We start from the raw sequence: 13100 nt of genomic DNA on the forward strand, positions 1-13100 counted from the left end.
TTATTTGTTTTCCAAAGCTCCGTTTTTCGGATCAGCGAAAAACTCCACAATGGCAAACAGGGCTTTGCCCTAACAAATAGGAGAAAGGCTACTTTCACCCAATGATGAAAGCAGCCTTTCTCCCGTATTATTCATACAAATTTACGCGCTTGCTCTGTCTGCATTACTTGCTGTAGAAGCATTAGAGCCATGATTCCAAGGCAAGCAGTTGCAACCGCAGTTGCTGCAGTTATCACTGTCGCCTAACGCACTGGAAAATGCGATACCATTACGGCACATACACGCTCTAGTAAGTATAGAAATTACTATCATCAATAAAATATATTTACGGTCAATTTTCCAAATATATTTTATGCAGTATATAGTGTTATTTATCATACGACTTTTTTCTTTTCTCAATCCCTCACATCCTTATATCACTGTGTCTAGGGAATATTCCCTAGACACAGTGGAGAGGCCTCTCCACTGAAACCTTTGCTATTTATTTACTTGATGTTTCCGGAAAATAATATATCCCAAAACTGAACAGAGTACTGCTACTATTGCATTTACCAAAATTGCCATAACCGGCCAACTCAACACAATATTTCCTATACTATATGCCGTATACGACTGAAAGGAAAAATCTGCTATTTTAGGTGGTAGTAAAGATAGTACATGGCTCCACACATATCCCCCCGTATCCAGTGATAAAAATGTTGGGATTATAATCAACAGAAATGCGACAATAATAACCGCATAAGTGTTTTTCAATAAAGCAGACATAAAAAGTGTTATTCCCATAATTCCTAATGTAAAGAAATATCCCAATAATAATGTTATTCCTACCGCTTCTCCCATTGTAAGATTATATCCGACAGACATAGCTGGATACTTTAATTGAATAGGTAAATCTGCACCTTGTGTTCCTAAAAAAATCATATAGATACTTGAATAGATCAATGTTATTCCCCAGTAAACACCTGTTGCATATAACCATCCAGAAATAATCTTTGCCAAAATCAACTTACTTCTTCCATATTTCATGCATAAAATTAATGAATCACATTTAGACTGATATTCACCAGCAAATATTGGTGCAATTCCTATACAAATCAGCATCATAATTAACACAGGCCATGTTAATGTATCTAAAATCATACTCCATCCCTTGTGATAACCATATTGATATTCCTGCAAATTTCCTATCTTTTCTTTCCAGTAATCGGCTTCACCAGATGTCAATCGTCCTTGTTCTTTTTGCAAATTTATATATGCAATGTCTCTTTTTATTTGTGCTTTCCGAAAATCTTTCCCAACATTTTCTTCCAAAACTTCTTTTATACTACTACCGCTTCCCGGTTCTCTATATACATTAGTAACTAAACTCAATAACTCTCTGTTCGGAAGATAAAACGTTCTATATACTTCTTCTGACAAGTAATGATATGTTTCGCTTTCTGAATTTGTACCAGGATCTGAAATGTATTTTAAATACCGTCCTACTATATCATTAACGTTTTCCTGTGTTAATTCTATTTTCTTCTGCGTATTCTTCATCACTTCTACAGCACTCATTCCCGAAAAATTTTCACCTTTTTCATTTGTCGCACTTATTTGCATAATACTGGCCCAAACACAAAACACTAAAAACAATCCACAACCAATTATAACTAGTTGAGCTAATCTACTTTTCCATATTTTTTTCCATTCATATTTAATCATCTCACTCATTAGATTTACTACCCTTCTTGTAACTCATCAGAAAAAAGCTTCAAATACAAATCCTCCAAAGTTGGTTCTACAATTATCGCACCCTCTATTGGGGATGACGTAGAAATAACTCTTGCTTCTATAACTTCTTTCATTACATGCGAATTAGCAATACAATGTGTTCTTTCAAAATTACTCCATTGATTATTAGGCACTCTACACGACCATACCTCATTTTTTACCTCTTTCAACAATTCGTCGGCTGGACCTTGTAAAATAAATTTTCCCTTTTTCATGATCAATACTTGATCTGAAATATATTCTATATCTGACACAATATGTGTAGATATAATAATAATTTTGTCCTTTGACATTTCCGCAATAATATTTCTAAAATAAGCACGTTCTTTAGGATCCAGTCCTGCTGTCGGTTCATCTAAAATCAATATTTTAGGATCATTCAATAGTGCTTGCGCAATACCAAGCCGTCTTTTCATTCCTCCTGAAAAAGTCCTAATTTTTCTACCTGCATCTTTTTCTAAATTCACAAGTTTTAATAATTCTTTTGTTTTTCTTTTTGCGAATCTAGGAGGTAATCCTTTAATTGAAGCAATGTATAACATAAAATCATTAGCGGTGAAACCTGGTGTATACCCAAATTCTTGTGGCAAATAACCCAACATATCTCTAAATCGTTCCCCCATCTGTATATTATTTTCACCGTTAATTTTCACTTCACCTGCAGTCGGCTCAATAATTCCACAAATCATTTGCATTAGGGTTGTTTTTCCTGCACCGTTGGCTCCTAAAAAGCCATAAACGCCTTCTCTAAGTTCTGTATCAATACTTTCAACAGCAATTCTATTTTTGAATTGCTTAGATAAATGTTCCATTACTAATCTCATTCAAATTCCCTCCTGCTTTTTTTAATAACTGTTTTATTTCCACTCCAATACCGCTAACTGCAATTAGTCCAAACACTAACCAAATGGCAAAATAACATGTTGCAAATAAGTCCACTCCCGATATTTTCAATATAATAATACTACTACTTAAACATATTCCCCACGTCGTTGAATATAGTAGAATGTTTTCTTCATGACATTTATTTAAAATGTACATACAGCCAAAACACATTATTTCATAAGGAACTATTCCGTATAAAATAATCTGCCATATTACCGTTTTCTTTACAAGCGATAGTATTATAGTACTACAAATCAGAAAAAGCAGGTCAAAAATGCCGAAAACGATTAAACGGATCATTAAAACTTTACTAAATGAATGTTTTGTAGCCATTTGTATTTCAAACATTCCAGGTTGAAATACATTACATATTTCTTTAGCATTAAACAAACATAAAATAGGACCTGTTATTGCTATTAACGTCCACACCCAGTTATTACTGTAAACATCCTTTGCTAAAATCAAATATAATATAAAAATTGAAAAAACCGCCTTTAAACTCCATACTTTTTTACTAATAAACCCCAGCTGGTTCAAAAAAAATTCAGTATTTGTCATTCTTTGATTTCCTGAAAACAAATCTATTTTTTTTGCTTCAACAATAACTTTTTCCAATTTATATTCATCATATTGTGGTATATGTAATTGTTGCAATTTTTTCTTCAACGCTTTATCGCTCATATCCTATATCTCCTAATCTGTTTTTTAATATTTTTTCTATCTTTTTAATTTTATACCCCACAGTTGAAGGCGGAATATTTACAATTTGAGCAATATCTTTTACTTTAAAATTCTGATAATATCGCAATATAATCAATTCCTTATCTAATGGATCTAACATCTGTATTTCTCGCCATATATCTATCTGTAATGGAATATTATCTAATGCTCCATCGCAAGAAGCTTCCACTCCTGGTTCCTCTGTTATTTCGTATTTTTTTCGCTGAAAATCTCTTATTGTATTTTTTGCCACTACATATAAATAATTTTTTAATTTCCCATATTCACGATAACTATCAAGGCTTTTTAAAAATTTCAAAAAAACCTCTTGAGTAATATCCTCTGCTGTTTCCCTATTCCCAAGATGAAAAAAACAATATTTGTATATATCAGAATAATATCTCCGTATCAAATCTTCTACTTTTTCTTCATTCAAAAATAAATTTTGAATTTTTTTATTTTCAAACACAAATTTTCTCCTAAAATGCATCAACCATTTATCTCTATATAATGTATAACGATTATCTTAGACAAAAAAACAAAGTTTATTGAGATTTTTTATATTTTATCTTATGATTTTTCTAAAAAAATTCTTATTATAGCAGTCCCAGGTCTACCACCCATAATGGCACTCTCCCTTTATTTTAAACAATATCCCTGTTATCTTCCGGTTCTCTGCTGTTGTTTCCGATCACGGATATAATTCAGCTTTTTCTGATACTCATCCATGACAGCCCTCTCCCAGTCTTCTTTAAATGCTGCATTGATAGAATGGGCAATGTTTTTCAGACAGAAGACATCCTCCAGCGTGATCGTGCAGAATCCCCTTAAATTGTTCGGTTTATCATTCTTTTCCATTGGCAAATTGTTTAAGTTAATGACATTGATTCACTCCGTTCTCAGCAACACTCTTCGCGGCATGTCTTACAGGATTTGTGATCGGATATTCGCGATTGAAGCATTGGATTTACTTACAGCAATTCTATAATTTTGTCAAAAAGTCAAAATAATACATAAATCCGTCAAAATATCGAAAGTATTTTCTCTATAAAGTATTTATTATATATTTATGCAATACAACTATACACAAATTCTAAATTATCAGGGGCAAAAGATATTTACAGCAATCCTTGTAAATAACGCATATTGAGAGGATTGCTATAGTCAGCTCACATAATTCTTATTCAAATCAAACGTACTAAAATATAATATTATCAGGAGGTCTTTACAATGGAAAAAAGATGGTGGAAAGAAAGCGTCGTATATCAGATCTATCCTCGCAGTTTCTGCGACAGCAACGGAGACGGAATCGGTGATCTTAACGGTATCACCGGCAAACTTGACTATTTAAAAGAGCTTGGAATTGACGTAATCTGGCTCTCTCCGGTTTACAAATCACCAAATGATGACAACGGATATGATATCAGTGATTATCAGGCGATCATGGACGAATTCGGAACCATGGAAGACTTCGACCGTATGCTTGCCACAGCTCACGAAAAAGGCATCAAAATCATGATGGACCTGGTTGTAAACCATACCTCTGATGAACACAAATGGTTCATCGAGAGCCGCAAATCCACAGACAATCCTTACAGAGATTACTACATCTGGCGTCCTGCAAAAGAAGACGGAAGCCTTCCGAACAACTGGGGTTCCTGCTTCTCCGGTCCTGCATGGGAATACGACAAGACAACAGATATGTATTTCCTGCACCTGTTCTCCAAGAAACAGCCTGATCTGAACTGGGACAATCCAGCTGTACGTCAGGATGTTTTCGATATGATGAACTGGTGGCTGAAAAAGGGAGTTGACGGATTCCGTATGGACGTTATCAGTCTCATCTCCAAAGAGCCGGGGCTTCCTGACAAAGAAACTGGAATTAACGGTTACGCAACCTTTAATGTATCCGCAAATGGCCCTCATGTACATGAATATCTTCAGGAAATGCGTCAGAAAGCACTGAATAATGCTGACACGATCACTGTAGGTGAATGCTCAGGTGTTACTCTGGAAGAGGCAAAGAAATATGCAAGAAGCGATGAAAAAGAGCTGAACATGGTATTCCAGTTTGAGCATATGGATGTTGACAGTGATGAAAAAGCCGGCAAATGGACAACCAGAAAGATGGATCTGCGCAACCTGAAAAAAATCCTTACACGCTGGCAGAAAGGTCTTCAGGATATTGCATGGAACAGTCTCTACTGGGAAAATCATGACCAGCCAAGAAGCGTTTCCCGTTTCGGCAATGACAGTGACGAATACAGAGAAATCTCTGCAAAAATGCTTGCAACATGTATCCATATGATGCAGGGTACACCTTATGTATATCAGGGTGAGGAACTGGGTATGACAAACTGCCCGTTTAACACTCTTGACAACTTCCGCGACCTTGAAAGTATCAATGCTTTCCACGAATTAACCGAACAGGGTAAGATGACCGAAGAGGACATGATGGCAGCAATCGGTTATAAGGGACGTGACAATGCAAGAACCCCTATGCAGTGGGACGACAGTGCTTACGCAGGTTTCTCCACAACTAACCCCTGGATTATGGTAAACCCGAACTACACTAAGATCAATGCCAAAGATCAGGTTAACCGCGAAGATTCCGTATTCAAATATTATCAGAAACTGATCAAGCTCCGCCATGAAAGTGAACTGATCGTATACGGTACCTATGATCTGATCCTTGATGATGACAAGGATATCTACGCTTATATCCGTACACTTGGCGATGAAAAACTGATCGTATACTGCAATTTCAGCGAGAATACACGTGAAGTAGAGCTTCCTGAAGAATTTGTAAACAAAAAAGTTCTTATCTCTAATTACAGTGATGCAAAAGCAAACCAAAAAATCACTCTCAGACCTTACGAAGCAATCGTAATCCAGAAATAATATTCCGTGCAGGGCTGTTGTCAGATATTTTTTGACGACAGCCTTATATTTTGCATTTTTTAATTATTATCACTCTCTCCCAAACGACTTATGAGCAACAGTTACAATTTTCTTTTATTTTATTCAAACTTTTTTGTGCAACACTTGCATTTTCATGTCCCAATGTGATAATATATTTATATATTTTTGTATTGAGGTGAATCTCACATGATAACAATTAAAGAAATGGCAGAGATGCTTGGAATCAGTACCACCACAGTATCAAATGTCATTAATGGAAAAACCAGCGAAGTTTCCCAGAAAACTGCTGAGAAAGTTCAGAAACTTCTGGACGAATATGATTACGTCCCAAATATGAATGCAAAAAATCTCGCACAGAACCATTCCAGACTCATCGGAATTGTATTAAAAAGGCGAAAGGATAAATACGAGAATATCTTCACAGATCCATTTCACGGCGAACTGCTGGGAGCTCTGGAATCTGCTATTCGTGAGCAGGGGTATTATATGATGATTTATATTTCTGAAGATATTGAAGAAATTGTGCGCAATATAGTAGGCTGGAACACTGAAGGACTGATTCTCATCGGTATGCTCCACGACGATTATCTCAAAATCAGAAGTAAGTACAAAAAACCTGCTGTCCTTATCGACAGTTACACTCCAAAGAATATTGCCAGATACGTTAATATCGGTCTTGACGATGAAGAAGGCGGATACCTGATGACAAAGTATCTTCTTGACTGCGGTCACAGAAAAATCGCATTTCTTGCCGACAATATGGAAGGTGTAGACTATATCCGATACACCGGGCATCAGCGGGCACTTCAGGAATACGGACTGGATATTGATCTGGATAATCTGATCGTGATCCGCCCTTCCAAATATGAACGACAGGGAAGTATGGAGGAGATTTATGCAGTCGCACACAAGTTCACTGCCTTTATGTGTTGTTCCGATTATTACGCAGTTACCCTGATGAAATATCTCAAAGCCAAAGGGATCCGCTTTCCGGAAGATCTCTCCATCACCGGATTTGACGACAATCTGTATGCGCAGCTTGCTTGTCCTTCACTTACCACTATTCACCAGGATATCTTTACGCGCGGAACCATTGCCGCAGAATATCTGTTCAAAATGATCGATGGCTGGAATCCAAAAACAACGAACCTTTCTCTTCCGGTCAGACTTGTAGTACGTGACAGCGTAAAGCTCCTGAATCCCCCTGAAGATGATTCCTCCGATGACGGTTCAGCTTTATAAGGCACTCAGGGATATCTGTCGCGGGATTTCACGCTCTGATGAGCCGGGAGCAATATGCATTATTTACGAGGATTGCTATGAGAAGATTGCTATAATTCATAGATACAAAAAGAACGGAAATCCAGGTACATATCATACCTGGATTTCCGTTCTTTTTTCGTTACTGTTCACTCCGTTCTCAGTAACCTTTTTTCTTCTGTTACATCTCAATAACAAGGAACTGATAACCCTGCAGTTCAATCTTATTTCCATCCATAGCTACATTGTCATAGTTATTGATCAGAACCTTCCTGCACTCTCCTGCAAGTTCAATGGTCTGTGGCTCTTTCTGGTAATTACCAACTACAAGAAGAGTCTTATCCCCTTTACGATAGTATGCCATCAGATTATGTACATCTTCCCATACAGGTTCCAGTTCTCCGTAAACAACAGTCTCTTTGTATTCCGGATCCTTACGCAGTGCGATAAGTTTCTTATAGAAACTTCTCACAGATTCCGGATCATTCATCTGGCTCTCTGCATTGATCTTTGTATAATTCGCATTGACCTTCAGCCATGGTTTACCTGTCGTAAATCCTGCATTCTCACCATCTGTCCACTGCATCGGTGTTCTGGCATTATCGCGGCTGAATCTGGAAACAGCTTTCAGCGCTTCCTCAGGTGTACATCCTGCTTCCAGAGCTACCTTGTACTCATCCAGACTGGAAATATCATCTACCTGATCGATAGATTCAAACTTCACATTCTCCATACCAAGTTCCTGTCCCTGGTAGATAAACGGAAGTCCGCGAAGCATAAAGTTCAGACCGCCAAGCATTTTCTTACTTGCGTCACAGCAGTCACCTTCCGGGATATATCTGCTGACACCACGAGGCTCGTCATGATTTTCAATAATATTGGAAACAAATCCGATATCGCCAATTTTTCTCTGTGTTGTAAAGCAACATTTCTTGTAGGCATCCGGAGTAATCTGTTTGCAGTCATACCATCCCTTGTCAGATGCCCCCCAGATAGTCTCTTCGAAGTCAAACATACTGGAGAAATATCCATTATCGCCGATGAAATCCGGAATCTCTTCATCCTTCTCATCGAAAACTTCACCGACAGAGAATGCATCGTATTTCTTAAAGGTGCGGTCTCTCATCTCGCCAAGGAAGTCACCGATTCCCTTTGCTTCTTTCAGCATCTTCCTGATACTGCAAAGACCGTCTTCACGATCCGGCTCATAGTCATGCATCGGAAGTGCTTTCTTGATATTGATAATCGCATCAATACGGAATCCACCAAGACCTTTATCCAGCCACCAGTTGATATTCTTATAAACTTCTTCCCTTACTTCCGGGTTCTCCCAGTTCAGATCGGGCTGTTTCTTATGGAAAACATGCAGATACTGTTTATTTGTTCCTGGAAGATCTTCCCATACAGGTCCGCCGAAATAAGAACGCCAGTTAGTTGGAAGTTCTCCTTCTTTCTTGTCACGCAGATAGAAGAAATTACCATATTTACCATCCGGATCCTCACATGCTTTTTTAAACCATTCATGTTCATCAGAACAGTGGTTTACAACAAGATCCATCAGAATGTACATATCTCTCTTCTTAGCCTCAGCAATCAGTTCATCCATATCTGCCATGGTTCCGAAGCGAGGATCAATATCATAATAATCTGAAATATCATATCCCTGATCAGCTAACGGAGAGCGGTAGCAGGGGGAAAGCCAGATAATATCAACTCCCAGATCTTTCAGATAGTCAAGCTTCTCAATAACACCTCTCAGATCTCCAATTCCATCTCCATTGGTATCATAAAAACTCTTCGGGTAAATCTGATAAGCAACCTTTTCATTCCACCATTTCTTTACCATTGTAAAAATCCTCCTGTGTTTTTTATTAACCGGCGCTATTGTCTGCTTTGTTCCCAGTATTATACCTCTTACCTTTAGCGCCTAAGTTCTCTGTTCTATTTAAAAATAATTATATCAACATCCACTCCTTCTGTCTTATATTTTTTTGATAAAAAAATACATAATTTTGACTTTTTATATTACCAGCATTCTCTGTAATACAAAAATCAGATAAGTAAACTTTTATTCTCATTACCATAAGCTTACTTATCTAATCGTTATTTACTGTGTTTCTTTTAGTAAATGTCTGCGGTACTGCAGTGGTGTTGTTGATGTATATTTCCTGAACTCCCTGAGAAAGTTTCCCAGATTATTATATCCACATTCCAGACAGATTTCCGTAACTGTCAGATCTGATTCTTTCAGATAATGGATTGCTTTCTTAATCCTGTACTCGTTCACATATTCCATAGGCGAACGTCCGATAACTTTCTTAAAGAATCTGCAAAAATACTGTTCATTCATTCCAATCAGATCCGCCAGATCACGAATATATATCTTCTCTTTATAGTTCTCCTGAATATAAGTCAGAGTGGTCTTGATCGTCTCAATCCGACGGTCATGATTCTTCTCCGTTACCTCAAACAGATTATTCGCAGACAGAACTGCCAGAATCCGAAGCAGCGCTGATTTGATAAACAACTGTCGGGTGATATCATCCGTAACCGCCTCGCCGTCATAATAATTCTCCCGAAAAGAATCTCCGCCAAATACATTACGGATTTCTTCATAAAATTTTCTTACCAGTTCAAATGCCGGTTCATTCTTTCGCAGACATCTCGGAAACTGGATACTGCCATTTTGTACCGGCTGGATCAGATTCGTCTGAATCTGATCCAAAGCATATGCAGAGCTTAGCATATCCATATGAAAAACCACCGCATTTTCCACACAGCCGCCGTTTTTTTCAACAGAAATACTGTGAAGTTCCCCGGGATTAATAAAATAAAAACATTCCTCTGAAATGTTGAAACGTTCCATATTTACTTCCAGACAGAACTCTCCACCCGAAAAATAAAGCAGTTCTACTTCTTCATGCCAGTGGTGTTTCACCATATTCCCTTTTATCCTTGTTCCTGTCTGGTAAAATGCACAGGGAAAGTCCTGCGTACCATGGACACGTATTTCCTTTAAAGTTGATGGTTGTTGATTCTGCATGAAGCTGCCTCCTGTTGTCATTGTTATTGTTATTATAAATCCGGCATCAAAAATCCGCAACTAAAAAGGACATCCGAAGATGCCTTTTTAATAGTAAGTATTTATACAATTTTGTGCCTGCTCAAAGAAACTGTCCTCTTCACATTGTCCAAGAACATATCCCTGAAACAGTTTTCCCATATCTGAGACAGCTCCCATGGAATTTTCACATAACGGACGTGCATTCAGTGTATATTCCCGGAGATATTTCCGTACCATATCTATTCCTTCCAGATCAATATCTTCATTTTCGATCACATCCACTCTGGCAGGATAACTTTTCATTATTTTTGCATATTCAGTACTACCTTCATAACTGGCTGTATACTGAAGAAATCTGAAAGCTGCATCTTTATTTTCTGAAGCATTGTTCAGAACATACTGCCAGGTTGCAATATTAGTGGATTTTTTCTCATGAAACATGGGAAGCGGTGCCATATGTATTTTATTTTTCCCATATACATCAGCATCAAGAAATGTACCCAGAGCCCCCGTATACATAAAAACACATCCATATTTTCCCCTGATAAATTTCTCTTCCATCTGCTCATACTGATCCACAAACTGTGCAGGAGATGTAATTTTCTCATCCAGCATACTCTTCATATATCTGGCTGCATCTTGGGTTTTCGAATCAGTCCAGTCGAAATAATCGCCACCCCAGAAATTAACAAATTGTGCAAGACTGTTATAAACATGTGTATTTTCCCATGCATCTCCATAAGCGTACTGATCTGAATTTTTCAAACTCTTCTGTAGAATATCAAAATCACCGGTATCCTTTATCTCATCGAGTCCTGCCTGTTTCAGCAGTTCCTGATTTACCCAGAACATCATAATGTCCATCTGAAAAGGGACAGAATATATATGTCCATTCTCTTCACAGATGCTTTCCAGATACTCCTGTGGAAAGCTGTCCCTTACTTCTTCTGTCATAACGTTTTTTTCCAGTGGTTCCAGATATCCCTTATGTTTAAACTCAGAAATCATCTCATCATTCACGGAAATCAAATCAATATTTTGGTCCCCAGAAGCCAGGATCGTGGATATTTTTGCCTGACGATTATCCGCATTGGATGGACATTTTTCCACAGTGATTTCCATATCAAGTTTTTTTTCTGTTTCCGCGATAAAATCCTGAAATCTTTTATTATCTGCATCAATATGCATGATCGTCAACTTTTGTTTATCTTCGTGAAACGACGATGAGGGGAGCTTAGATAAGCTCCCCGTACTTCCACATCCTGTAATAAGCAAACATACTGCAGTTATGAAAATTACAACACTTTTTTTCAAGCATTTCACCTCTGTTTTTTATCTTGGCCATCTGTCCTCTTTTGACATCAATGGTGCAAACGGTGCATGTGGGTGTGTCTGATACCAGTAAGCCACGCTTGCCACATCATCCTGACGTTCAAATAATCCTCTGTAACCTACTCCAATCTGCTGAATGGTCACACGCAGATCCTCATCAAAACAAATCGGATCCTGAATATGCCAGCGATAGAAGCCTCTCATCGGCGGACAGTCATCATTATGATAGAAATTATGGATCAGCTCATCATGAGCAGAATAGTATGGGTAGCCCAGATATGGTGTATTATAATTCTGCTCCACAGTCTTTCCATCCACCTGCTTTGCAAAACTCCAGGAGCCTCCAAAATAATCTTCTGTTCCGGTTCCGCAGATTGTGGGATATTCATCATCACCGTCAATATAGAATTTCATTTCACCTTCGCCCCACCAGTAACGTTCCAGTGTGGTAAGTGCAATATAAGTTCCTACATAATGACCTTTTCCTTTTACTCCGTCAAGGATTGTATAATCTTTCTGCTTCTCTGTCAGTCGCTCTCGCCTCCACTGTGCATGGAAATAAGTGATATCATCCGGAAGCTCATCATACAGACAGTAATCTACCTGATAGAAGAATGCCGGAATTTTATTTGCATGCTGATTTTCCAGAGTGATTTTTGCTTTTTTCTTAAACGGCATCGGGAAGTAACAGTTAAATCCTCTGCTTGGCACCACTGCCATTGGGACAGAATTTACAATACACTCTCTTCCAAAACCACAGCAGAAGAAATCTCCGAGAGGACTTTCCACAGATGGCGTTTCCTCATCATCCCAGTACATACGGATGACCAGATCTCTCAATACAAAGCAATCTGCATCGGTTGTCTTATTATCCACAGTGATCCAGATATGATTGATCTCACCAGGACCTTCCATCTCTGCAAGAGTTACAGTTGCACCTGGCTCAATATCCTTCAGGCAGGGACTTCCTTTTCTGGACGGTCCCAGATGGCTCGCTGCCATTCCGCCTTTACCTTTTTCTCCGTGTGGATTCTCTGCATTGATTGCACGGCTTCTTCCATGCTTTGCCAGAGCAATTCCACCAAGTCCACCTTTAAATGACTGATACATAATGTTTTCCTCCAATATCTTAGCATTCAGATAA

11 protein-coding genes are annotated in these 13100 nt (G+C 38.1%); 2 read left to right on the forward strand and 9 right to left on the reverse strand.

Annotated features, from left to right (window positions below; genetic code table 11):
• Nucleotides 1-477 precede the first annotated feature (477 nt).
• From ACESZG_RS17210 to ACESZG_RS17230, 5 genes are all read right to left on the reverse strand, one after another.
• Complete coding sequence (locus ACESZG_RS17210; protein ID WP_008705732.1) at nucleotides 478-1713, reverse strand: ABC transporter permease; 1236 nt, start codon at nucleotides 1711-1713, stop codon at nucleotides 478-480.
• 8 nt (nucleotides 1714-1721) lie between these two features.
• Complete coding sequence (locus ACESZG_RS17215) at nucleotides 1722-2597, reverse strand: ABC transporter ATP-binding protein (RefSeq protein ID WP_008705734.1); 876 nt, start codon at nucleotides 2595-2597, stop codon at nucleotides 1722-1724.
• On the reverse strand, nucleotides 2569-3339 hold the full coding sequence (locus tag ACESZG_RS17220) for a hypothetical protein (protein WP_008705736.1): 771 nt from the start codon (nucleotides 3337-3339) through the stop codon (nucleotides 2569-2571). Before ACESZG_RS17220 ends, ACESZG_RS17215 begins: the two co-directional genes overlap by 29 nt.
• A complete protein-coding gene (locus ACESZG_RS17225) occupies nucleotides 3329-3847 on the reverse strand; it encodes an RNA polymerase sigma factor (protein ID WP_161276635.1) in 519 nt (172 codons plus the stop codon). The genes ACESZG_RS17220 and ACESZG_RS17225 overlap by 11 nt, the downstream gene beginning before the upstream one ends.
• 191 nt (nucleotides 3848-4038) lie before the next feature.
• Nucleotides 4039-4236, reverse strand: a complete 198-nt coding sequence (locus tag ACESZG_RS17230; protein WP_118587193.1) for a hypothetical protein — start codon at nucleotides 4234-4236, stop codon at nucleotides 4039-4041.
• 372 nt (nucleotides 4237-4608) lie between these two features.
• Here ACESZG_RS17230 and ACESZG_RS17235 point away from each other — a divergent pair, with 372 nt between their 5' ends.
• Together ACESZG_RS17235 and ACESZG_RS17240 are read left to right on the forward strand one after the other, a co-directional pair.
• Nucleotides 4609-6279, forward strand: a complete 1671-nt coding sequence (locus ACESZG_RS17235) for an alpha-glucosidase (RefSeq protein ID WP_118592773.1) — start codon at nucleotides 4609-4611, stop codon at nucleotides 6277-6279.
• 207 nt (nucleotides 6280-6486) lie between these two features.
• Entirely contained in the window at nucleotides 6487-7542 is a 1056-nt protein-coding gene (locus tag ACESZG_RS17240; protein WP_022381100.1) for a LacI family DNA-binding transcriptional regulator, read from the forward strand.
• 199 nt (nucleotides 7543-7741) lie between these two features.
• Here ACESZG_RS17240 and ACESZG_RS17245 read toward each other — a convergent pair whose 3' ends face one another.
• The 4 genes from ACESZG_RS17245 to ACESZG_RS17260 form a co-directional block, all read right to left on the reverse strand.
• Complete coding sequence (locus ACESZG_RS17245; protein WP_118566126.1) at nucleotides 7742-9406, reverse strand: alpha-glucosidase; 1665 nt, start codon at nucleotides 9404-9406, stop codon at nucleotides 7742-7744.
• 261 nt (nucleotides 9407-9667) lie between these two features.
• Nucleotides 9668-10603: an AraC family transcriptional regulator gene (locus ACESZG_RS17250; protein WP_373218818.1), complete on the reverse strand. Its 936-nt coding sequence runs from the start codon at nucleotides 10601-10603 to the stop codon at nucleotides 9668-9670.
• 87 nt (nucleotides 10604-10690) lie between these two features.
• Nucleotides 10691-11938, reverse strand: a complete 1248-nt coding sequence (locus ACESZG_RS17255; RefSeq protein ID WP_025580571.1) for an ABC transporter substrate-binding protein — start codon at nucleotides 11936-11938, stop codon at nucleotides 10691-10693.
• An 18-nt stretch (nucleotides 11939-11956) separates the two neighbouring features.
• The gene (locus ACESZG_RS17260) at nucleotides 11957-13066 is read right to left on the reverse strand and encodes a glycoside hydrolase family 172 protein (RefSeq protein ID WP_025580569.1); all 1110 of its coding nucleotides are present in this window, start codon (nucleotides 13064-13066) and stop codon (nucleotides 11957-11959) included.
• Between the last annotated feature and the right edge of the window lie 34 nt (nucleotides 13067-13100).

The sequence above is a fragment of the Blautia sp. Marseille-P2398 genome (genome assembly GCF_964240315.1).
Classification (GTDB): Bacteria; Bacillota; Clostridia; order Lachnospirales; family Lachnospiraceae; genus Blautia_A; species Blautia_A wexlerae.

Excerpts from the sequence above, each read along its gene's own strand:
- ACESZG_RS17210 (WP_008705732.1), bottom strand. The coding sequence starts at position 1,713 with ATGAGTGAGATGATTAAATATGAATGGAAAAAAATATGGAAAAGTAGA.
- ACESZG_RS17215 (WP_008705734.1), bottom strand. The coding sequence starts at position 2,597 with ATGAGATTAGTAATGGAACATTTATCTAAGCAATTCAAAAATAGAATT.
- ACESZG_RS17220 (WP_008705736.1), bottom strand. The coding sequence starts at position 3,339 with ATGAGCGATAAAGCGTTGAAGAAAAAATTGCAACAATTACATATACCA.
- ACESZG_RS17230 (WP_118587193.1), bottom strand. The coding sequence starts at position 4,236 with ATGGAAAAGAATGATAAACCGAACAATTTAAGGGGATTCTGCACGATC.
- ACESZG_RS17235 (WP_118592773.1), top strand. The coding sequence starts at position 4,609 with ATGGAAAAAAGATGGTGGAAAGAAAGCGTCGTATATCAGATCTATCCT.
- ACESZG_RS17240 (WP_022381100.1), top strand. The coding sequence starts at position 6,487 with ATGATAACAATTAAAGAAATGGCAGAGATGCTTGGAATCAGTACCACC.
- ACESZG_RS17245 (WP_118566126.1), bottom strand. The coding sequence starts at position 9,406 with ATGGTAAAGAAATGGTGGAATGAAAAGGTTGCTTATCAGATTTACCCG.
- ACESZG_RS17250 (WP_373218818.1), bottom strand. The coding sequence starts at position 10,603 with ATGCAGAATCAACAACCATCAACTTTAAAGGAAATACGTGTCCATGGT.
- ACESZG_RS17260 (WP_025580569.1), bottom strand. The coding sequence starts at position 13,066 with ATGTATCAGTCATTTAAAGGTGGACTTGGTGGAATTGCTCTGGCAAAG.